17 protein-coding genes are annotated in these 21226 nt (G+C 68.5%); 9 read left to right on the top strand and 8 right to left on the bottom strand.

From position 1 onward, the window contains the following. Positions 1-91: 91 nt before the first annotated feature. Positions 92-691 carry an MspA family porin gene (locus tag ACIP5Y_RS06845; protein WP_400348237.1) on the top strand — a complete coding sequence of 200 codons (600 nt, stop codon included), beginning with the start codon at positions 92-94 and terminating at the stop codon, positions 689-691. A gap of 13 nt (positions 692-704) precedes the next feature. Beyond that, positions 705-1499 carry an MspA family porin gene (locus tag ACIP5Y_RS06850; RefSeq protein WP_400348239.1) on the top strand — a complete coding sequence of 265 codons (795 nt, stop codon included), beginning with the start codon at positions 705-707 and terminating at the stop codon, positions 1497-1499. A gap of 63 nt (positions 1500-1562) precedes the next feature. On the opposite strand, the gene ACIP5Y_RS06855 is transcribed toward ACIP5Y_RS06850, so the two are convergent. Next, positions 1563-3737 (bottom strand): ArnT family glycosyltransferase, encoded by a 2175-nt coding sequence (locus ACIP5Y_RS06855; RefSeq protein ID WP_400348241.1) that lies wholly within the window; start codon positions 3735-3737, stop codon positions 1563-1565. A 241-nt stretch (positions 3738-3978) separates the two neighbouring features. Between ACIP5Y_RS06855 and ACIP5Y_RS06860 the strand changes: the two genes are divergently transcribed. Then, on the top strand, positions 3979-4494 hold the full coding sequence (locus tag ACIP5Y_RS06860) for an Imm42 family immunity protein (protein WP_400348243.1): 516 nt from the start codon (positions 3979-3981) through the stop codon (positions 4492-4494). Next, the gene (locus ACIP5Y_RS06865) at positions 4491-5891 is read left to right on the top strand and encodes an ABC1 kinase family protein (RefSeq protein ID WP_400348245.1); all 1401 of its coding nucleotides are present in this window, start codon (positions 4491-4493) and stop codon (positions 5889-5891) included. The genes ACIP5Y_RS06860 and ACIP5Y_RS06865 overlap by 4 nt, the downstream gene beginning before the upstream one ends. Before the next feature lie 2 nt (positions 5892-5893). On the opposite strand, the gene ACIP5Y_RS06870 is transcribed toward ACIP5Y_RS06865, so the two are convergent. Genes ACIP5Y_RS06870 through ACIP5Y_RS06890 form a run of 5 tightly spaced genes read right to left on the bottom strand, consistent with a single transcriptional unit; the run spans position 5894 to position 14053 of the window. Continuing rightward, positions 5894-9361 (bottom strand): tetratricopeptide repeat protein, encoded by a 3468-nt coding sequence (locus ACIP5Y_RS06870; protein WP_400348246.1) that lies wholly within the window; start codon positions 9359-9361, stop codon positions 5894-5896. Between the two features lie 50 nt (positions 9362-9411). Further along, a complete protein-coding gene (locus tag ACIP5Y_RS06875; protein ID WP_400348248.1) occupies positions 9412-10686 on the bottom strand; it encodes an enolase C-terminal domain-like protein in 1275 nt (424 codons plus the stop codon). Further along, positions 10683-12167, bottom strand: coding sequence for an aldehyde dehydrogenase (NADP(+)) (locus ACIP5Y_RS06880; RefSeq protein ID WP_400348250.1), 1485 nt, complete (start codon positions 12165-12167; stop codon positions 10683-10685). The genes ACIP5Y_RS06875 and ACIP5Y_RS06880 overlap by 4 nt, the downstream gene beginning before the upstream one ends. 12 nt (positions 12168-12179) lie before the next feature. Beyond that, entirely contained in the window at positions 12180-13094 is a 915-nt protein-coding gene (gene kdgD / locus ACIP5Y_RS06885) for a 5-dehydro-4-deoxyglucarate dehydratase (RefSeq protein ID WP_400348252.1), read from the bottom strand. Positions 13095-13153: 59 nt separating this feature from the next. Next, positions 13154-14053: a LysR family transcriptional regulator gene (locus ACIP5Y_RS06890; protein WP_400348254.1), complete on the bottom strand. Its 900-nt coding sequence runs from the start codon at positions 14051-14053 to the stop codon at positions 13154-13156. 290 nt (positions 14054-14343) lie between these two features. Here ACIP5Y_RS06890 and ACIP5Y_RS06895 point away from each other — a divergent pair, with 290 nt between their 5' ends. From ACIP5Y_RS06895 to ACIP5Y_RS06905, 3 genes are all read left to right on the top strand, one after another. Continuing rightward, entirely contained in the window at positions 14344-15147 is an 804-nt protein-coding gene (locus ACIP5Y_RS06895; protein WP_400348256.1) for an NAD-dependent epimerase/dehydratase family protein, read from the top strand. A gap of 154 nt (positions 15148-15301) precedes the next feature. After that, the gene (locus tag ACIP5Y_RS06900; RefSeq protein WP_400348257.1) at positions 15302-16687 is read left to right on the top strand and encodes a sugar porter family MFS transporter; all 1386 of its coding nucleotides are present in this window, start codon (positions 15302-15304) and stop codon (positions 16685-16687) included. Further along, on the top strand, positions 16684-17691 hold the full coding sequence (locus ACIP5Y_RS06905; protein WP_400348258.1) for a lactonase family protein: 1008 nt from the start codon (positions 16684-16686) through the stop codon (positions 17689-17691). Before ACIP5Y_RS06900 ends, ACIP5Y_RS06905 begins: the two co-directional genes overlap by 4 nt. A 22-nt stretch (positions 17692-17713) precedes the next feature. Here ACIP5Y_RS06905 and ACIP5Y_RS06910 read toward each other — a convergent pair whose 3' ends face one another. Together ACIP5Y_RS06910 and sigI are read right to left on the bottom strand one after the other, a co-directional pair. After that, on the bottom strand, positions 17714-18562 hold the full coding sequence (locus ACIP5Y_RS06910) for a hypothetical protein (protein WP_400348260.1): 849 nt from the start codon (positions 18560-18562) through the stop codon (positions 17714-17716). A 34-nt stretch (positions 18563-18596) separates the two neighbouring features. Further along, positions 18597-19466: an RNA polymerase sigma factor SigI gene (gene sigI, locus ACIP5Y_RS06915; RefSeq protein WP_400348262.1), complete on the bottom strand. Its 870-nt coding sequence runs from the start codon at positions 19464-19466 to the stop codon at positions 18597-18599. A 194-nt stretch (positions 19467-19660) separates the two neighbouring features. On the opposite strand from sigI, the gene ACIP5Y_RS06920 reads away from it, so the two are divergent. Both ACIP5Y_RS06920 and ACIP5Y_RS06925 read left to right on the top strand, forming a co-directional pair. After that, positions 19661-20461, top strand: coding sequence for a VOC family protein (locus tag ACIP5Y_RS06920; protein WP_400348263.1), 801 nt, complete (start codon positions 19661-19663; stop codon positions 20459-20461). A gap of 18 nt (positions 20462-20479) precedes the next feature. Further along, positions 20480-21124, top strand: a complete 645-nt coding sequence (locus tag ACIP5Y_RS06925; protein ID WP_400348265.1) for a cyclase family protein — start codon at positions 20480-20482, stop codon at positions 21122-21124. The last annotated feature ends 102 nt before the right edge of the window (positions 21125-21226 follow it).

Consider the following 21226-nt stretch of genomic DNA (forward strand, 5'->3'; position numbering starts at 1 on the left):
TACCAGTCAGTTACAGGGTTGTGCACGCGTAGTCGCCCCCCATATAGTCGACCCTCGATTGCTCATTTTGGATTCGAAGGGTCGACATAGATTGAATTCGAGAATTGGGGGGCGACTCGCCGGATTCGGCGTCGTTCTCACCGCGGCGATTCTCGGATCGGCCGTGGCTCATGCCGATACGACAATTCCACTGCCGAACGGCGAGCAGGCGCTCACCACCGCCACCGGAGTACAGGTGGATCTCACCCGGACCGGCGAGCAGGCGATCGTCTCGCCGCCGCTGTCGTCCACCCCCACCTCGCGCACGGCGAGTGTGACCGCCACCGTCTTCGCCAAGGTGCAGAACGCCACCAAGGGCACACTGACGACCGGCTACCTGGTCGGCTGCCAGGTAGACCTCAGCGGCGGCCTCTCACTCGGCGGTGACGTGTACGTCTCGCCGAGCTCCGTCACCCCCGAAATCGCCCCCAGCATCAGCCTCGTTCCCGGCGGTGTCTCGCAGGTCATCCTGGACACCAAGAACCTCGACCCCACGGCCGGGGCCGTCGGCGTCGCCTACGCGGGCCGCGGCATCGAGATCTCCGGATGCGGCGGTTACGCGCAGGCACGAGCGTTCAGCACCTTGACGGTGACGAACGATCAGGGCTCTGCCGAGATCACGTTGTACGGCCAGCCTTTCAGTGTCGGGTGAGAAGGAAAGCCACATGCGGAATTCGATGGGCCTCGCAATCGCGGCCGGTAGCTTCCTGACCACTCTCCTGCTCGCGGCCGGTCCGGCCGGAGCCGACACCACCGTGGCGCTCCCCGACGGCACGGGCAATTTCACCGGCCCGGACGGCGTTGCCGTGCAGGTCAACCGGAGCGGCGAGCAAGCCGTCCTCTCGGGATCGATGGCGGCCAGCCCGCTCTCGCGCAATGCCATGGTGTCCGCCGTGACCTCCGTGACCGTCACCGTGCCCGCCGGTGTGACCGTCACCGGAGGTCACATCGAGACCGGATACCTGGTGGGTTGCCAGGTCGACCTCAGCAGCAAGGTGACCACCGAGGGCAGCGGTGACACGGCAGGGCAGACGACCTCGCCCGCGCCGGGCGGCGACCAGTCGCAGAACGGCGGCGGGGGCGGCAACAGCGGCGGCGGCAGCCCCGGTGGCAGCCCCGGCGCGGGCGGTGGAGGCGGCGGCGGTTACGGCGGTGGCGGTGGCGGCGGGCTCTCCGTCGGTACCGGCGACTTCGGCGCGGGTCTCTCCACCTCGGGCGTCACGCCCTACGCCGACCCGAACGCCTCCCTGACCATCAAGCCGGGCAAGGTTGCCACCAAAGCGATTCAGACGTACCAGTTCACCGGTACGTCGGGGGTCACCCAGTTCGTGAACCACACCATCTCGATCGACGGCTGCGCGGGCTATGCAGAAGCGCGGTCGTACACCACGGTATTGGTGCAGGACAATGTCATGGACGTGACGCAGACGCTGTGGGGTCAGCCCTTCAGCCTCGGCTGAGCATGACGAAAGCCCGGTGGGCAACGGATTCCGTTGCCCACCGGGCTTTCTCGTTTCCGGCGGTTACCCCTGATATCCGGTCAGGTGGTAGACCGTCGCATTGCCGACCTGCTGCGGGGTGAAGGTCGCGGTCACCCAGTTGGTGATATCGGTGTGCTGGTTGCGCCCGAATCCGCCTGCGCCGCCGGGGTTCTGGGCCGGATCCGCCCCACCCTGCTGCCGCGCCGACTGGCCACCGCCGGTGGTCCGGTCACCGGTCGCGCCCGGAGTCCGATCGGAGTACCGGCCGCTGCCGTCGCCCTGACCGTTGCCCGCACCGTTCCCGGCGCCCTGACCATTGCCGTCACCCTGGCCGCGGCCACCGCCATTGTTGTTCTGGACGATGTAGTAGGAGACCTTGCCCGCCTTCACATCCGCCTGGAACTGCGCGAGGGTCGGCGTCGGATCGCTACCGGAGAAGCCGCCGATCGCCATGACCGCCTTGTCGCTCTGCAATTCGAGCCCCGCCGCGGCGGACGAACCGTTGATGGCGGCCGCCCAGGTCGAGTTCGTGTTCTCCAGCAGGCTCGCCAGCGCCGGATTGGACTGGGTCTGCCCGAAGCCGCCCATACCGCCGCGGCCACCCGCCTGGGCCGGGCCCACGGTGGGTCCGCCACCCGAATGCGGGGTGGCGATGGTCGCGAATGTGTAGGCCGCCGCACCCGAGAGGCTGCCGGCCACGCCGACCGCCAGCACCACGGCCGCCAGCTTGCGCCGCGCCGTATGGGTCCACGGCACCACCAGCAGCACCGCCGCGATGAGGGTCACCGCCAGGATGCCCCAGCGCAATTCGGGGTACCAGCCGCTGTTGCGGTGCAGCAGAACGAAACTCCACACACCGGTGATGGCGATCAATGCGGCGAGGCCGAATCGGCCGAGGATCGTCCCCCGCTTGCTCCACATCTCGTAGAGGCCGACGGCGAACATGCCGGCCACCGCCGGGGCGATGGAGAGGCAGTAGTACGGGTGCACGGTGCCGCTCATATAGCTGAGCACGCCACCGTCGATGATGATCCAGCCGCCGAAGATGATGGCGGCGGCCCGCATCAGATCGGTGCGCGGCGCGCGGCCCCGGGAGACGATCACCAGCACCATGGCCACCAGCGCGGCGGGCAGCAGCCAGCCGATCTCGAAGCCGAACTCACCGGTGAACAGGCGGGTCACGCCGTGCGACTGCCCGCCGCCGAAGCCACCGAAGCCGCCGCGTCCGCCGGCCGGGAACTGTTGTGCCGCATCGGCAGTGGAGGCATGGCCGCCGGCCGCCGTATTCGCGGCGTTCGCGGCAGTAGTCGGATCGGGCTTGGGTGTGCCGCCGCCACGGTTGCCGTGGTTGCGGCCGAGCACGCGGGAGAAGCCGTTGTAGCCCAGCACCAGGTTCATGAAGTTGTTGTCGGTCGACCCGGCCAGATACGGGCGGCTCGACGCCGGCCACAGCAGGGTGACGAACACGTACCAGCCGCTGGCCGCGAGCATCGCGACCAGTGCGCCGAAGAGTTGCAGGATCCGGGTGCGGATCGGATTGGGCGCGGCGATGAGATAGGCCAGACCCAGTGCGGGCAGCACCATCAGCCCTTCGAGCATCTTCGCCAGGAAGGCGAAGCCCAGGGCCACACCGGCCAGCATGATCCATTTCGTGGAGGCGCGTTCGAGGGCCCGGACGGTGGCGTAGGCCGCCGCCATCATGAGCAGCACCATCACCGCGTCCGGATTGTTGAACCGGAACATCAAGGCCGCGACCGGAGTCAATGCCAGCGCCGCGCCGGCGAACAGACCGGTGTTGTGGCTACCCGTGACCCGCCGCACCGCGCCGTACAGCAGTGCCACCGCGGCCACCGCCATGAGCGCCTGCGGAATCAGCATGCTGGCGCTCGAGAATCCGAAGATCCGCCCGGACAGCCCCATCACCCACTGCGACACCGGCGGCTTGTCGACCGTGATGAAGTTCCCGGTATCCAGCGAGCCGAAGAGTAGGGCCTCCCAGTTCTTGGACCCCGCCCAGGCGGCGCCGGCATAGAACTGATTGCCCATTCCATTGCTGGTGATGTTCCAGAGGTACATCACCGCGGTCGCGATCAACAGCGCGACCAGGCCGGCTCGTTCAGCGGCGGGACCACCGAACCTGCCGGCCGTGCGGGGGGCCGCGGATTGCGGCGGGACCACCGAAGAGGTGTCCATGAGTGATGCGGTCACGGTGACCATTCAGCCCTCCCGACTCGCGAGCAACCTGTGAGCCCACGGTGAGCTTGCCGTGTGCCTCGGAGCACTCCGCCCCGGTGTTCCGGAGCGGAGGTGGATTTTCCGGACCGGAAACGCACGCCGGGCAGGTGTTTCCGGCGGCTCGGCGAGCGCCGCGGCGGCGGGGCGCGGCGCCCGTTTCCTACGGTGCCGGGGTGACGATTTTCCGGGGTACGAACGTCCTCGGGGCTGGGGAAAAGGTGCGATGATGTTGATCGGGGATCGCGCCCGCTTCGCGATCGAATTCGAATGTGATCCGGTGGCGAGTGGCGGAGAACCGGGGCCGTGGATGTTCGGTCGGATCCGATGGTGGTGTGGCGGCATGGCGGTGGGACGGTACGAGTCGTGTTCGGCGATCGACGAGATCGCCGTGACCGTGCGGCGGCTGCTCGGGAGTGAAGCCGCCCGGCACAGTCCCGAGTTGATGGCGGCGCCGGCGGGGGAGGTGGCGCGGATCGTCACCGACGCCTTGTTCTCGGACAGTGATCGCAGTGATGAGCAGATCGCGGCGGACGGCGCGCGGTATTGGCCGTTCTTCGTCAGTCCGAGGAGCGAGAACTTCGATCCCTGGGACATCTTCGTGGTGGAGGGCGCGGCGGGAGCGCGGCTCATCTGGGGGCCGGCCGGGCAGCCGGAGGTCGACGAATGTGATTTGCGCCGTGGCGAATTCGCCGGGGTGTTGCGTGGATTTCTGACAGCACTGGGGCAGGAGGGGCGATGACGGCGAAACCGGTGGCGACCTCGCGGCTGGCGCGCGGATCCAAACTGGGTGCGGTGGTGGCCAAACAAGCGGTGCGCAAACGGCGTACCAAACTGTCCATGATCGGCAGATCGGCCGAGGTGCGGGCCCGGCTCGCCGACGAATCGATCCTGCAGCTGGCCGAGCAGCTCGTCCTGGTGCTGGGCCAGATGAAGGGCCTCACCATGAAATTGGGGCAGTTGCTGTCCCTGCTCGATCTGGAATTGGTGCCCGAACGGCATCGGGAGATGTTCCGCCATCGGCTCGCCACCCTGTTCGACGATGCGCCCGCTGTCGAGTTCGAGGCCATGCGGCAGGTCATCGAGGAGGATCTCGGCGCACCCCTGACGCAGCTGTTCGCCGAGTTCGATCCGGAACCCGTGGCGGCGGCCTCCATCGGCCAGGTGTACCGCGCGCGGCTCTTCGACGGCACCGAAGTGGCGGTGAAGGCGCAGTATCCGGGTGTCGACCTCGCCGTCCGCGCCGACCTGCGCAATCTGGGCCTGCTGCGGGTCATGATGAAACAGGCGCTGCCGGGATTCACGTCCGGCGTATTCGACGAATTGCGGGGCAGTCTGGAGAAGGAACTCGACTATCCGCTCGAGGCGCGCACCCAGCAGCGGGTGGCGGCCATGTACGCCGATCACCCGTTCATCGTGGTGCCCCGGGCTTTTCCGGAGTTGAGCGGTCCCCGCGTGCTGGTGACGGAATACGCACCGGCACTTGGCTTCGAAGGCATTCGCGCGCTGCCCGACGCCGATCGCGATCGAGTCGGCGAGATCATCTTCAGGTTCTATGTGGGTTCACTCTTCGAATTCGCCGAATTCTGTGGCGATCCGCATCCGGGCAATGTGCTGCTGCGCGCCGACGGCAAGGTGGTGTTCGTCGACTTCGGCCTGTACAAGCGGATGGCGCCCGAGCACATCGCCTTCGAGGCCGCCTGCCTGCGCGCCACCGCCGAGGACCGCTGCGAGGAGCTGTATCGGCTGATGGTCGACCGCGGCATCATCGACGGGAATTCCGGTGTGACAGCCCAGGAATGCTACGAGTATGTGCTGTCGGCGGCGGAATGGAGCCTGACCGATGAAGAACTCTCCATCACCCCGGAATTGGCGAGCAGTGCTTTCCTGCACGCCATAGATCCGCGCATGTCGGAATTCGAGGGGATGCGGCATCAATATCTGCCGCCCGAGCACCTGTTCTCCCGGCGCACCGAATTCTGGACCTGTGGCACCCTGGGACAGTTGCGCGCCACCGCGAATTGGCATCGTATAGGCCGGGAATGGCTGTTCGGTGAACCACCGGCGACGGAACTCGGCCGGCTACACCGGGAGTGGAAGGCCAGCAACAATCTGGACACTCCCGTCGGGGCGAGCTGAGGCTATCTCGGTGCGTCCGGCACCGGCAGGTCTCGCCAGACGCGCCGCTTCTTCCAGCGCACCTGGATCTCACGCACCAACCGCAGGGCGTCGATATACGACACCACGACGTCCTGCGGCGCATTGAGTTCCCACAGCGCACTGATGCGGTCGACCATGTCGTCCTGGCCCGGACTCTCGCCGATTTCCTGGAATACGGCCAGAATCCGCTGCATCAGCGTGGCGAGATCCGAGTAATCACCGGACCGGTACCGCAGCAGGCTCAGCCCGATGAAGGCGTAGGCCTCCCCCAGGCGGTCACCGATCTCCCGGAAGATGACCGGTGCCTGCTCGACCAGCGCGGCCGCACCGGCATAGTCTCCGGCCTGGTACTTCAGCAGGCCCAGCCCGATGTAGGTGTAGGCCTGGCTGACCCGGTCCCCGATATCGCGGAAGATCGCCAGTGACTGCTCCGCCAGCTCGGAGGCGGCGGCGTAATCCCCTGTCGAATATCGCAGGATGCTCACACCGCCGAGTGCGAACGCCTCGCCGAAGCGGTCGCCGATCTCCCGATAGATCGTCAATGCCTGCTGCACCAGCTCGTTCGAGCCGTCGGTGTCGCCGGTCGCGAAGCGCAAGCGGGACAGGGTGCTGAGGGCGTAGGCCTCCCCCGCCCGATCACCGATATCACGGAAGATGCTCAGCGCGGGGTCCATTCGTTCGAGCGCACTGGGCAGCTTGCCCATCGCGTATTCGAGTCTGCCCAGGCCACTGAGCGCATATGCCTCCCCGACCCGGTCCCCGATTTCGCGAAAGATGCTCAGCGCCTGCTGGATCAGCTCGTTCGCGAGGTCGTACGCGCCGTCCGCGTAGCGCACCAGGCCGAGCACGATCAGCGTGTACGCCTGCCCGACCCGGTCGCCGTTCTCGCGGAAGATGACCAGCGCCTCCTGCATTTCGTCGGCCGCACGCACATAGTCGCTGGTGGCGTACCGGCCCAGGCTGAGATCGATGAGCGAGTAGCCCTGACCGATGCGATCCCCGATCTCGCGAAAGATGGCCAGTGCCTGCTCCATCGGGCCGGCCGAGCCGTTCATGTCGCCGACGGCATACCGCAGGCGGGCCAGACTGCCGAGGGCGTAGGCCTCGCCCAGCCGGTCTCCGACTTCCCGGTAGAGGGCCACCGCCTGCTGCACCAGTTCGATCGCGCCCGGATAGTCGCCGATCGCGAAGCGCACCGCGCCCAGATCGCTGAGGGCGTAGGCCTCGATGAACCGGTCCCCGAGGTCCCGGTAGATCTCGAGCGCCAGCTCGACCTGCTCGATGGCGCCGGGGTAGTCGCCGGTCGCATACCGGACGACGCCGAGTTCGTTGCGGGCGTACGCCTCGCCGGACCGGTCGCCGATCTCCCGGAAGATGGCGAGCGCCTTGCGCACCAGCTTCGCGGTGCCCGGATAGTCGCCGCACGCATACCGGACCACACCGCGCCCGATCTGCGCGTAGGCCTGGCCGCGCCGATCGTCGATGTCCTGGTAGATGGCAAGTGCTTCGTCCATCAGCTCCGCGGTGCCGGGATAGTCGCCGGTGGCGTAGCCGAGCCGCGCGAGGCTGCCCAGGGCATGCGCCTGCCCGATGCGGTCGCCGACCTCCCGATAGATGGCCAGCGCCTTGCGGATCAGGTCCGCCGTACCCGGATAGTCGCCGGTCGCGTACCGGACCATGCCCAGGTCGTTGAGGGCGTCGGCGCCGCCGACCCGGTCCCCGCTGTGCTCGGCGATGGTGGCCGCGCGCCGGTGCAGTTTGATGGCCAGCGGCCACGGCCCGTCCAGCCGCAGCAGCCCGGCCAGAATGCTCGTCAGCCCCACCACCCGGGCCGATTGGTGCTGGGCCGCCGCGTATTCCAGGCAGGCCAGCACATTGGCCCGCTCGGTGCGCAGCCAGGACAGCGCCTCGGCCCGGCTCGAAAAGTACGGAGCGCCGGTGTCTTCGGCGAGGCACAGCTCGAGATCCGTGTCCACGGTGAGGTATCGGTCGGCGATGTCACCGGTGTGCTGGTAGTAGTTCAGGATTCGGTCGACGACGACGCGGCGGTCCTCGGACGAGTCGCCGATGAGCGCGAGGGCGTACTGGCGCAGCAGATCGTGCATCCGATACCGCCCGCCGGCGGGTTCCTCGAGGAAGTGGTCGGTGAAGAGCGCGTCCAGTTCGCGTCGCGCCGCGCTCACCGGAATGCCGTCGAGCGCCGCGGTGGCGTAGCTGTCGATTTCGGGGCCCGGGTGCAGGCTGAGCCGGCGGAACAAACGCTGCCGGGCGGGCGGCAACTCCTGGTAGGACATGGTGAACGCGGCGTAGACGGCGCGCTCGCCGGCCTCCAGCTCGCCCAGCCGGTCCTGGGCGCGGACCAGATCGGCGGCCATGCGCGCAATGGTCCAGCTGGCGTGATGAGCCAGGCGGCCCGCGAGCAGCACGATCGCCAGCGGCAGAAATCCGCACAGCCGGACGATCTCCGCCACCGCCGCCCGCTCACTGTCCGCGGGAGTACGCCGCGCCAGTGTGCAGAACAGTTCGGCGGCCTTCTCCGGTTCGAGCGTGTCCAGGGCGAACGGCTCGGAGCCGTCCAGCGCCACCAGCCGCCGCCGGCTGGTGATCAGTGTCAGGCAGCCCGGCCCGTTCGGCAGCAGCGGCTCGACCTGCGCGTGATCCTGCGCATCGTCGAGCACCAGCAGGATTCGCTTGCCCGCCACCCGATCTCGCCACAGGCTGCGCCGGTTCTCCAGACTGTCGGGAATGCTGCCGGGGTCCATGCCCAGGTCGGTGAGCAGTCCGGCCAGCACATCCGTCGGTTTGGCGGTGGCGCGACCGGCGGTGTGGGCGTGCAGGTTCACGAAGAAGCGGCCGTCGGGGAACTGGTCCGCGAGCCGGTGCGCGGCGCGGGTCGCCAAGGCGGTCTTGCCGATTCCCGGCATACCGTCGATGGTGTGGATGGAGGCCACCCGGCTCGTCCCGGCCGCCTGCAGAATGCGGGCCAGCTCCTCGTCCCGGCCGATCAGGGTCGCGACATCGCGGGGCAGCGTGTCGGTCAATACGGGCCGCGGCGTCAAGGGCTCCGGCACGGTCGAGGCCAGGGTGGCCGGACCGGCGGGCGGACCCACCTCCACCACCGCTGTCTCCCAGAGCCGTTGCCACGCAGCCATGTTCAGCAGACCCGTGGCGACCGTCTCCCGCCGCGGCTGCGCCAGATAGATCAGCGTCGCCACCACCGGTTCCAGCGATGCGAAGCGGGCCGGCACATTGCGCCCGGAACGCCAATCGCTGATCCGCTGAATCGTCGGCAACCCCCGCGAACCGCGCAGCCGCCCCTTGGTGGCCCGCACCACCTGTTCCAGCGTCGGATTGCCGGCCGCCTCGAACAGCTCGGACAGCCGCTGCGCGAACAGTTCTCGCGCCGTGCCGAACTTCCCCCCTGCGCCTCCGGGCGCCGTTCCTGCCACCCAGTCAGGTTAACCGCGCCCGCCGCGCCCAGGAATGCGTTCGCAACCTCTCATTCCGGCATGATCGCCCGATCCGGGCCGGCCCGGCGCAGTGCGGCCACATCGTCGCGAATGCGATGGTGCGGCATGGCCTTCCAACGCTCATGTAGCCGGGCGAGGGCGTCGCGGTCCAGCTCCACGCCGAGTCCCGGAGTATCGGAGACTTCGACCGCGCCCGCGGTGAAGGCGAGGCGTTCCGCGATGACGTCCTCCTGCTGCCACGGATAGTGGGTGTCGCAGGCGTAGCGGAGGTCGTCGACGGTGGCGGCCACCTGGGTCATGGCGGCCAGGCTGATGCCGAGATGGGTATTCGAGTGCATGGACAGGCCGCGGCCGTAGGCGCGGCAGACCGCGGCCAGATCCCGGGTGGCGAGCAGACCACCCCAGAAGTGGTGATCGGAGAGCACGATCTGGACGGCGTCACGGTCGAAGGCCGGGCGAACCTCGTCCAGTGAGGTCACGATCATATTGGTGGCCAAGGGGATTCCGGTGCGGCGGTGCACCTCGGCCATGTCGTCGACGGTGGCGGTCGGGTCCTCCAGGTATTCGACGAGCCCGTGCAGCCGTTCGGCCACCTGCAGCGAGGTCTCCAGCGACCAGCCGCCATTGGGATCCAATCGCAGTGGAATACCCGGGAATTCCGCGGCGAGCGCCTCGATGGCAGCGCACTCCTCCGGCGGGGGCATGACGCCACCCTTGAGTTTGAGTGAACGGAAACCGCCGTGCGCGACGAACTTCCGCGCCTGCTCCACCACCCCGTCCGGGTCCAGGGCGGCGCCCCACTCGTCGGTCTCCGATTCCGTGACGGGATGGCCGGCCCATTTGTAGAACAGGTAGCCCGCGTAATCGACGGCGTCGCGTACCTTGCCGCCCAGCAGCGCATGCACCGGCACGCCCAGATGCCTTCCCAGTGCGTCGAATACGGCCACCTCGAAGGCCGAGAGCACGCTCAGGCGTACCTTGTCGGTGGTCAGCGCCCCGCGTAGACCGCTGGCCGCGGGTTCGGCATCGAGCAGGGTGCTCGCGCCGCGGCCGAGGCGGCCGATCGCATTGACCGCGCTGATCGGCATGCCGATCAGCGCACGCGACAGTTCCTGGGCGCGCTCCAGATATGTGGTATCGCCGTAGGTTTCGCCGAGACCGAGCACGCCCGTTTCGGTTTCGACCTCCACGATCAGCCGCGGGGTGTACGGCTGATGTACCCCGGAGCGATTCAGCAAGGGCGGATCTGCGATGAGAATCGGTGTCAGCCGAACCTCGGTGATGATCGGAAACGGTTTGCTCATCGGATATTCCCCTGCACTCGGACCCCATCGATGCGGCGCGCCAACCCCCAGGGATTGGACGCCCGTAACTCCGGCGGCAGCAGCGTGTCCGGGAAACCCTGCCAGGCGACCGGACGCAGGAAGCGCGCGATGGCGGCCGGGCCCATGGACGTGAAAGCCGGTGCGGTGGTGGCGGGATAGGGCCCGCCGTGCTGTTGGGCCCAGGACAGCGTGATGCCGGTCGGCCAGCCGTTCCAGATCAGCCGTCCCGCCAGGCGGGTGAGCGCGGGCAACAGCGGCCGAACCAGGTCGGCCTCGTCGGTCTCGGCGTGCACCGACACGGTGAGGCCGGGCTCGAGTGCGCCGAGCACCGCGCGCAGCTCCGCGTCATCGGCGTATTCGATGATGATCGAGGTCGGCCCGAAGCATTCGCCGCCGAGCGCTTCCGCGGCTTTTACGAAATCCGGGGCGCTCACCCGCAGCAATGTCGGCCGGAACGGGTCGTCCCGCGGGCTCGGAATGGAGAGCACGGTGACGGCCGAATGTTCGCGCAACCGTTCGTTCCCCGCGCGATAGGCCGCGGCGATCCGGTCGTCGAGCATGGCCTGCCCCGGTACGGATTCCACCGCCGCGCGCAGGGTTTCGTCGAGGCCGTGGCCCACGGGCAGCAACAGCAGTCCAGGTTTGGTGCAGAACTGCCCTGCCCCGAGCGTGAACGAACCGACGAAACCGGTGGCGATCTCCGTCCCGCGCGCCCGCACCGCCCCGGCCGTGACGTACACCGGATTGACGCTGCCGAACTCTCCGTAGAACGGGATCGGCCGGGGCCGCGCGGCGGCGATGTCGAACAGGGCCCGCCCACCCGCCTCGGAACCGGTGAAGGTCGCCGCGGCGATGTCCGGATGCCGCAGGGCGGTGACGCCCGCCTCGACCCCGGACACGATGTCCAGCATGCCTATCGGCGCGCCCGCCACCGTGAGCGCCTCGACCAGGACATCGCGGGTTCGCGCCGACAGCTCCGGATGTCCCGGGTGCGCCTTCGCCACCACCGGGCAGCCCGCCGCCAGCGCGGCGGCGATGTCGTGCCCGGCGACGCCGAGCGCGAAGGGGAAGTTGCCGGCCGGGAAGACCAGCACGGGCCCCATCGGAATCATCGTGCGCCGGATATCCGGCCGCGGTCCCATCGGCCAGGCCGGATCGGCGTGATCGACGGTGGCGTCCAGGAATTCGCCGTCGGTGAGTACCCGGGCGAACAGTCGCAGCTGGAATACGGTGCGCACCAGCTCCGGCCGCAGCCGCGGCTCCTCGGGCAGGTGAGTTTCCCTGGCCGCCAGGGGAATCAACTCGTCACCCGCTTGCTCGAGGGCGTCCGCGGCAGCATGCAGCCAGCGCGCGCGTTCGGCCGGTGTGGTCGCGGCCGCCGGTTCGGCGGCGGCCGCGGCGGCGGCGATGATGCGGTCGATCTCCGTGCGGGGTGTCTCCGCGATCATGGTGTCCTCCAAGGCCTTTCTCCGTCAGACGATGGTCGTGACGAGTGCGGTCAGCTCGGTGAGCTCGTCCGCGGTCAGGTCGGTCAGCGGTGGTCGCACCCGGCTCGACGGCCGGCCGGCGGCGCGCAGCCCGGCCTTGACGATCGATACCGCATATCCGGGCCGGCGATCGCGAATGTCCAGGTACGGCAGCACGAACGAGCGCAGCCGCGCGTACACGGCCTCGCGGTCGTGGGCGCGCACCGCCTGGTAGAAGTCCAGCGCGAACTTCGGCGCGAAGTTGAAGATGGCCGAAGAGTAGGTGGTGACGCCCATTTCGGTGTACGGCAGCGCGAAGGTCTCCGCCGTGGGCAGGCCGCCGATATAGGTGAGCCGGTCCCCCAGGCGGGCGTAGATCCGGGTCATCGTCTCGATATTGCCCACCCCGTCCTTGAATCCGATCAGGTTGGGGCAGCGGTCGGCCATGCGCGCCACGGTCACCTCGTCGCAGGCGGCATTGGCGCGGCTGTAGAAGACGACGCCGAGCGAGGTCGCCGCGCAGACGGCCGCGACGTGCTCGACCAACCCGTCGGGTCCGGCCTCGGTGAGATACGGGGGCAGCAGCAGGATGCCTTGTGCCCCGGCCACTTCCGCGGCCCGCGCCTGTTCGACGGCGACGGCTGTCCCGGCGGTGGCGGGTGCGATGACCGGCACCCGCCCCGCGGTCTCGGCCACTGCCGCGCGCACCACCCGATCGATCTCGGCCGAGGTCAGCGAGAAGCCTTCACCGGTACCTCCGGCCGCGAACAAGCCGGCCACGTCGTATTCGGCCAGCCATCCGATGTGCTGCCGGTAGGCGGCCTCGTCGAAGGCCAGCCGCTCGTCGAAGTGCGTGACCGGGAACGACAGCAGGCCCCGGCCCAGTACGGCGCCGAGCTCGCCGGCGGATATCGATGACACGTTTCCTCCTCGAATACATTGCACGGCAACGGCCGCGGGAACAGCGGCGGCCGGTCGAGTCAGTCGTGGCGCCCGGTCGCCGGCACATCGACCGTCTCCAGCAGGTCGACGACGCGGCGCAGTGCGGGATTGGCGGGCCGCCCGCGCCAGACCGCATACAGTTCGGCGCGCTCGCGCACGTCGGCCAGCGCCAGGAACCGCACTCCCTCGGGATGCAGATGGGCAACCGTCTCGGGTACCAGCGCTACCCCGCGCCCGGCAGCCACCAGTGCGAGCATGGTGTGCACCTGGGTGACTCGATCACCGACGTCATGGGACACACCTGACAGCACCCGGGTCATCAGGTCGGCGAAGTAGCGGGCCGGGCCGAGCGCGTACACCAGGAACCGCTCGCCCGCGAGCTCGCGCACCGTGACCGGTCTGCCCGCGGGCAGCCGATGGCCGTCGGGCACGGCGAGCAGCAGCGGATCGCGGTGTACCGGTACGCCCTCGAACTCGGCGCGGTCGAACGGCGGCCGGCACAGGCCGAGATCCAGTTTCCCGCTGGACAATTCGTCGAACTGCACGGCGCTGACCGCCTCACCGAGCACCAGCCGCACCTCGGGCAGCGCTTGCGAGATCCGATTCAGAAACGGCCCCAGGAAGCCGAAGCCGGCAGTGGCGGTGAAGCCGATGCGCACGATGCCGGTGTGCCCGGCGGCCACCAGGCGCGCGGTGGCGGGCGCCGCCTCGGCCAGCGCCAGTAGCCGCTGCGCCTCGGCCAGGAACACGGCGCCGGCCGGGGTGAGCACCACCTGCCGCTGGGTGCGGTCCAGCAGTTGCGCGCCGATATCGCGCTCCAGCTTCTGGATCTGGCGGCTGAGTGGCGGCTGGGTCATGCGCAGGCGTTCCGCTGCCCGGCGGAAGCTGCCCTCCTCGGCGACCGCGACGAACCCGCGCACGTGCTCCAAGGACAACATGTTCTGGAGGCTAGGGCAGGTGCGCGATACCCGTCCAACATCATTCCGGCATCGGCTGATACCCGATCGGCATCGGAGTCCTGTTGACGGATACGAATGCTTTTCGATGCCGGGAGGAATTCGGCATTGAGAACACGTTTCACGGCCGCTAGCCTCGCAATCGCACCCGCCTTCCCGAGGAGCACGGCTCGGCTCGACGCGCTCGCGGGCACACCCGCACCGATCGCGAAGTGCTCCATGCCGACCGCGCCGGGCGGGCATCCGCTGACCTATCCGAAGGAGTCTTCACCATGCCGGAGCACCGTGTCCTCGTCACCGGAGCGGCGGGTGTCGTCGGAAAACTGATGCGCCCCAGACTGATCCGCTCCGATCGCATCCTGCGCATGCTGGACGTGCGGCCGCTCGAACCCGCCGCGCCCGGCGAGCGGGTGGAATTGCTGACCGGCTCGGTTACCGATCCGGAGGTCATGGCGAGCGCCTGCCGGGATACCGATGCGGTGATCCACCTCGGCGGCATCAGCCGCGAAGACAGCTGGGAACGGATTCTCGAGGTCAATATCGCTGGTACACAGACGGTTCTGGAGGCCGCGCGGGCCGCGGGCGTACCCAGGGTGGTGCTCGCCTCGAGCAATCACTCCGTCGGATTCCGCCGGATCGGGGAAGCCGGGCCGGACGGTCTCCCGGCCGACAGCAGCCCGCGCCCGGACACCTACTACGGCGTCGGCAAGGCGGCCATGGAGGCGCTCGGCAGCCTGTACCACTGGCGGTTCGGCATGGATGTGACCTGCCTGCGCATCGGCAGTTGCTTCGAGCGGCCGGCCGATGTGCGGCAGCTTTCGCTGTGGCTGTCGCCGGACGACTGTGCCCGCCTGCTCGAATCCTGCCTCGCCGCAAAGGAACCGGACTACCGCGTGCTGTGGGGCGTCTCGGCGAACACGCGGTCCGTCGTCTCGCTGCGCGAGGCCGCGGAGATCGGCTACGAGAGCCTCGACGATGCCGAGGCCTTCGCCGGCGAGGTGCCGGCGGGCGTGCTGCCGGAATTTCTCGGCGGCGCATTCTGCGATACCCCGCTGGGACAGTCGAACCCGCTCTGAAGCCCGCCCGGGCATACGTCCCGATTGCCCGGCGAGTAGGTGTTCACATTCGTAAATGCATTGCGCGATACCGAATTCGAATCGGAATCCGTATTGTGTTCACCCTTTCGGCATGTGACCCTGAGCACACTCGTTCGGTAGTGAAGGACAGCACATGCACCCAGCGGCAACGGCGCCCGCCCGGCCGAAGCGAATCAGCGTGGCGTACCTCTACTTCTTCGGCGCGCTCGGGGGCATCCTCTTCGGCTACGACCTCGGCGTCATCTCCGGAGTCCTGTTGTTCATAAAGCCGCTCTGGCACCTCGGCTCGGTAGCGGAAGGCGTGGTCGGCGGCTGCCTGGCCGCGGGCGCGATCTTCGGCGCGGCCGGCGCGGGCCGCATCGCCGATCACTGGGGCCGCCAACGGTCCATCATGGTCGCGGCCGCGGTGTTCACCGTCGGCGTGCTCGGATGCACCTTCGCCACCGGCTTCGGAATGCTCGCGGTGGCACGCTTCGTCACCGGCATCGCGGTCGGCTGCTCGTCGGCGACGGTGCCGACCTATCTGTCCGAACTCGCGCCGACCAAGGTGCGCGGCGCGCTGTCGACCCTGAACCAGCTGATGATCGTGTCCGGCATTCTGATCGCCTACATCATCGACTGGGCGCTGTCGGGCGCACAGAACTGGCGGCTCATGTTCGCCATTGCCGCGATCCCGGCGGTGATCCTGTTCTTCGGCCTCATCGGCATGCCGGAAACCCCACGCTGGCTGGTGCAGGCCGGGCGCGAATCCGAGGCCCGCGCGGTGCTCGAGCGCACCCACCGGGATGCCGATATCGACGCCGAGCTGAACAGTATCTGCGAGGTGATCCGGCTCGACGCCGCCCAGCGGGGCCGGCCGCGCGATCTGCTCGCCCCGTGGGCGCGGCCGGCGCTGATCGTGGCGCTCATTCTCGCCGTCGGCCGGCAGTTCGCGGGCACCAATGCGGTGAACCTGTACGCGCCCACCATGTTCAAGGACCTGGGACTGGCCAACTCCGGTTCGCTGCTGGCATCGATCGTCATGGGCGCGGTGAAGGTCATCTTCACCGCGTGGGTGTTCCTCGTCGTCGACCGGTGGGGCCGGAAACCCTTGCTGCTCATCGGAAATGCGCTGATGGCATCGGCGCTGTTCCTGCTCGGCGCGGCCGTGCTCGGCATGGACAAGGGCGCGGGCACCGGCATTGTCGCGCTCATCCTGCTCAATCTCTATTGGGTCGGCTACGAACTGGGCTGGGGAGCCGTGGTGTGGGTGATGATGGCCGAGATCTTCCCGCTGCGCATGCGCGGCATCGGCATGGGCGTCGGCAGCACGGTGCTGTGGGCCGCCACCTTCGCCATCACCTTCCTGTTCCCGGTCATGAACGACCATCTGGGCCTGGCGTATTCGGCCTGGATCTTCGCCGCGGTCAGCGTGGTGCTGTTCGTGCTGGTGCGGCGGTTCGTCCCGGAGACCAAGGGGCGCAGCCTCGAACAGATCGAACTGGATCTGCGGGCGCGGGTGCCGGGGGCTGCCTCGTGAGCGCCGCCGTCTACGTCTCGAACGCCGACAGCGCCGAGATCTCCGTGCTGCGACTGGATCCGGACGGCAGAGTGCGGCCGGTGCAGACCGTGCCGCTGCCGGGCACGGTCATGCCGCTGGCGGTCGGCCGGGACGCCCGATACCTGTACGCATCGCTGCGCTCCGACCCGTATTCGGTGGTCTGTCTCGAAATAGACTCCGGCAGCGGCGAATTGGCTGTGCAGTCCATCGTGCCGCTGCCGGACAACATGGCCTATCTCCGCTTCGATCGCACCGGCCGCTATCTGCTGGGAGCCTCCTATACCGGCAGTGTCATCAGTTTCAATGCGGTCGGCGCGGACGGCCTGGTCGATCCGGCGCCGATCGAGGTGCTCGCCACCCCGCCACACGCACACTCGATCATCACCGACCCCTCCGGGCGATTTCTCTTCGTGGCGGCCCTGGGCGGGGATGCGATCCTGCAGTTCCACTTCGACCCGTCCACCGGCCGTACGCGACCCAACCGGCCCGCCTTCGTCGCCACCGAACCCGGTGCGGGACCGCGCCATCTGGCCTTCCACCCGGACGGGCGGTTCGTCTTCGTCAGCAACGAGCTGGACGGCACGGTCGGCAGCTTCGAGTTCAACTGCAACACAGGGCATCTCATTGCTGTCGATACGTACTCGGTACTGTGCGCAGGCGATACCGACCCATGGACCTCGGAACTGCGTTGCACACCCGACGGTCGCCATCTCTATGTCTCCGAACGTCGTTCCAGCACGCTCGCCGGCTTCGCCGTCGACCCCGGCACCGGCGGCCTGAGCCCGCTCGGGCACACCCCGACCGAAACCTGCCCGCGCGGCTTCGCCATCGATCCGAGCGGGCGCTATCTGCTGGCCGCCGGTCAGCAGTCGAATGCGCTCGCCGTGCACGCCATCGACCCCGCCACCGGTGCGCTCGACCTGCTGGCCCGGCACCCGGTCGGGCGCAACCCCAACTGGGTCGAAATCATCCAGCTGCGCTGAGCCCGGGCCCGCCCCGGCCTGCTCACCGGTGCATCGAGCCCGAGCTCAGGAAGTAGTCGTGGCCCTGCGCATCGATGCCGGTCATGATCGATGCCAGCTGTTGCCCGTCACCGGCGATCGACCAGAACGACATGCTCGCCGCGCCGCAAACCTGGTGCGCCGGAGCGAGTTCCGCGGTATTGCCGTGCGCGTCCAAGGTCCAGTCGCAGCCGTCGCCGGTGCGGGCGACGAGACGATCGCCGGTGGTCGCGGTGAGGGTCACCGTGCCGGTCTGCGGCCGATAGCCCGGAGTGGTGAGGTTGTTCAGGTAGAGCGGATTCGTCGCGTCATAGGCCCAGGTGCCGGTGAGGGATCGGGTCGCCTCACCCGGATCGGCGGCAGCGGCGCGGGTGCGCCTGCCGTCGGCCAGCACGAAATCGAAAGTGCCGTAGGGCAGATAGCTGTTCGCGCGGAGCACTTCCTGCTCGTGATCACCCTGCACGGTCACATGCCAGTAGTAGATGTTGTAGCCGGAGCCGATGACATTGTTGTAGCAGTACTGGTCCGTCGAGGTCAGGTCCAGGCCGTCGCCGGACGGGCGGAAGTGCCAGGTGCAGCCCTGATCGGTGTGGCCGGTGAGGTCACCGTTCGCGGCGCGCTCGAAATCCACGGTGCCGATCTGCGGATAGGTCAGCGGATTCACGCCGAACTTGCCGGCCGTCGCGATATTCGTGGCGTCGGCGCGGTCGGGCTGGTCGTAATTCCATACGCCGAGATAGGGATCGGCGGGATCGGCCGTGGCCATGGGCATCCCGTGCACGAGGCAGGCCGCCGCGGCCACCGCTATCCATCCGATTGCCTTGAACTTCCCGGTAATTCGTGTGAGTTTCATACTTCAAGGACGAGATCGTTCCTCGAATAGTTACTCACAGGTCGATGCTCGCTTCTATTTTCACGATCCGATCGCCGGCGATGGTCAGCACGAACACCGCGAAGAGCACCCGATCCCGATACAGCAGCACCGCGGGCCTGCCCAGCGCCGCATGCGTGACCATGGTGACCGCGGGGGCGGCGAACCGGGACATATTGGCGGCCACCATTTCCGCGCCCCGGCTGGGCACCGCGTCGATGGCCGAACCGGGCGGAAAGGTGGCGACCCCCCACACGTCGGGATCGAGGACGGCCAGCAGCCCTTCCAGGTCGCCCAGGGCGCACGCGGCCATGAAGCGTTCGGTCACGGCGCGATGCTCGTCGGGCAGCACCACGCCCTCGGCCCGGTGCGCCTCCGACATCTTCTGCCGCGCCCGGCGGGCCAGCTGGCGGCAGCTGCCGACCGGGCGGCCCAGGGTGTCGGCGACGACGTCGAAGGGGACCGCGAAGACGTCGTGCAGGACGAGGGCGATGCGCTCGGCAGGGGCGAGCCGTTCCAGTAGCCGGTAGAGCGCCAGCTGCACTTCCTCGTCCAGGGTGATCCGGTCGGCGGGGTCGATGGGGGCCGAACCGGTCAGTGGCACAGCGGAAATCAGCTCGATCGGATCATTGGGGCGTTCGCGCCGGGCGCGGGCGCTGCGCAGGTGGTCGAGGCAGCGGCGGCTGGTGACGACGGTGAGCCAGGCGCGTTCGTCGTCGATCTCGCCGGGGCGGGTGCGGGCCAGGCGGGTGAAGACCTCCTGGGCGACGTCCTCGGCGTCCCCGATATCGCCGAGCAGGCGGAAGGCGAGGTCCACCACGTAGGGGCGGTTGGTGCGCCAACTGCTGTCGAAGCTGGTGGCCGGTTCGTGCTCGTCGGTGCTCATGCGGGTGTCCCGGAGTTGTCGGTGTTCATGAAGATATGACGGGACGGAGCGGGGGAAAGTTACGCGGCGGAATTCGGCAGCGCGCACGCCCGCTCGGAAATCGGAACATTCCAGGTACCGGACCGAACAGTCTGTGATTAGCTGGGCGTACGCCACCGGCATCCCTCCCGTGCCCGACACGACAGGAGACCACCATGCCCACCCGCGACTCCGCCTGGCCACAGGGCACACCCTGCTGGGTCGACTGCTCGGTCGACGATCCCGCCGAGGCCCGCAGGTACTACGCCGAACTCCTGGGCTGGGACATCCTGGACAGCCCGCCCGAAGCCGGCGGCTACCTCATGGCCATGATCGACGGCCGCCCCGCCGCGGGCATCGGACCCAAGATGGGCGACGTGGCCATGCCCTCGGTCTGGACCACCTACCTCGCGGCCGACGACGCCGACGCGGTCGCCGGAACCATCACCGCCGCCGGCGGCGCCGTCTTCATGCCACCCTTCGACGTCATGGACGTGGGCCGCATGTGCGTCGCCGCCGACCCCGCGGGCGCGGTATTCGGCCTCTGGCAAGCCAAGGCGCACAAGGGCGCCGGCGTCTTCAACGAACCCGGCGCGTACTGCTGGAACGAACTGCACACCACCGAGTACTCACCCGCGCAGGACTTCTATCGCCAGGTATTCGGCTGGTCCTACACGGAGATCGGCGACGGCGAGAATTTCGTCTACTCCACCTTCACCCTCCCCGGTGCGAACCAGCCCTCCGGCGGCCTGATGGATACCACCCCACTGCCCGGCGACATGCCGCCCAACTGGCTGACCTGGTTCCAGGTCGGCAATACCGACACCACGCTGGCCCGGGCCGCCCGGCTCGGCTCGACCACCCTGATGGGACCCGACGACAGCCCGTTCGGCCGGATGGCCGTCATCCAGGCGCCGCAGGGCGAGGTCTTCGGCATCCTCGACCCGAATGTGACCATCGGCGCCCCGCCCGAGTAGCCGGGCTACGCTGACGGCGTGCGGATCATCGACCTGTCGGTGCCACTCCGGACCGGGATGCCCATCTACCCCGGCGATCCGGAGGTGACCATCCAGCCCGCATTGCGCGTGGCGGTGGACGGCGTCAATGTGCTGCGCCTGCACCTGGGTTCGCAGACCGGCACCCACGTGGACGCGCCCGCGCACATCGACGATGCCCTGCCCACCCTCGACGCACTGCCGCTGGAACGGTTCCTCGGGCCCGCCGTGGTGGTGGACGCCCGCGATGTCGCGGCCGGAAACGGCATCGGGCGTGAGTATTTCGAGGGCCGGGTCACGGCCGGGCACATCGTGCTGATCGACACCGGATGGTCGGCGCACTGGGGTACGGACACGTACTTCACGCATCCGTATCTCACGCCCGACGCCGCCCGGTATCTGGTGGACGCCGGGGTGCGGACCGTCGGCATCGACGGGTTGAGCGTGGATCCCGCACTCGCGGAAGAGATTCCGGTGCATCGCATCCTGTGCGGCGCACACGCGGTGATCGCGGAGAACCTCACCGGACTGGACGAGGTACTGGCCGCGCAACAGGCCGGGGAGCGCATCGAGGCCATGCTGCTGCCGCTCTCACTGCCCGGGGCGGACGGCGCTCCCGTGCGGGCGATCGCCCGGATCGGCTGATCCGGGCGCGCCGATTCGGCGGGAACCGCTCTCATTCAGAAGTAACTGAAACATCACTATGTACGATTTTGTGGCGTATCGCACTCGATCTTCGTAGACTGC

Source organism: Nocardia sp. NPDC088792 (assembly GCF_044750615.1).
Taxonomy (GTDB): domain Bacteria; phylum Actinomycetota; class Actinomycetes; order Mycobacteriales; family Mycobacteriaceae; genus Nocardia.

Excerpts from the sequence above, each read along its gene's own strand:
- ACIP5Y_RS06920 (WP_400348263.1), top strand. The coding sequence starts at position 19,661 with ATGCCCACCCGCGACTCCGCCTGGCCACAGGGCACACCCTGCTGGGTC.
- ACIP5Y_RS06855 (WP_400348241.1), bottom strand. The coding sequence starts at position 3,737 with ATGGTCACCGTGACCGCATCACTCATGGACACCTCTTCGGTGGTCCCG.
- ACIP5Y_RS06875 (WP_400348248.1), bottom strand. The coding sequence starts at position 10,686 with ATGAGCAAACCGTTTCCGATCATCACCGAGGTTCGGCTGACACCGATT.
- ACIP5Y_RS06865 (WP_400348245.1), top strand. The coding sequence starts at position 4,491 with ATGACGGCGAAACCGGTGGCGACCTCGCGGCTGGCGCGCGGATCCAAA.
- ACIP5Y_RS06850 (WP_400348239.1), top strand. The coding sequence starts at position 705 with ATGCGGAATTCGATGGGCCTCGCAATCGCGGCCGGTAGCTTCCTGACC.
- ACIP5Y_RS06890 (WP_400348254.1), bottom strand. The coding sequence starts at position 14,053 with ATGTTGTCCTTGGAGCACGTGCGCGGGTTCGTCGCGGTCGCCGAGGAG.
- sigI (WP_400348262.1), bottom strand. The coding sequence starts at position 19,466 with ATGAGCACCGACGAGCACGAACCGGCCACCAGCTTCGACAGCAGTTGG.
- ACIP5Y_RS06910 (WP_400348260.1), bottom strand. The coding sequence starts at position 18,562 with ATGAAACTCACACGAATTACCGGGAAGTTCAAGGCAATCGGATGGATA.
- ACIP5Y_RS06860 (WP_400348243.1), top strand. The coding sequence starts at position 3,979 with ATGATGTTGATCGGGGATCGCGCCCGCTTCGCGATCGAATTCGAATGT.
- ACIP5Y_RS06900 (WP_400348257.1), top strand. The coding sequence starts at position 15,302 with ATGCACCCAGCGGCAACGGCGCCCGCCCGGCCGAAGCGAATCAGCGTG.
- ACIP5Y_RS06895 (WP_400348256.1), top strand. The coding sequence starts at position 14,344 with ATGCCGGAGCACCGTGTCCTCGTCACCGGAGCGGCGGGTGTCGTCGGA.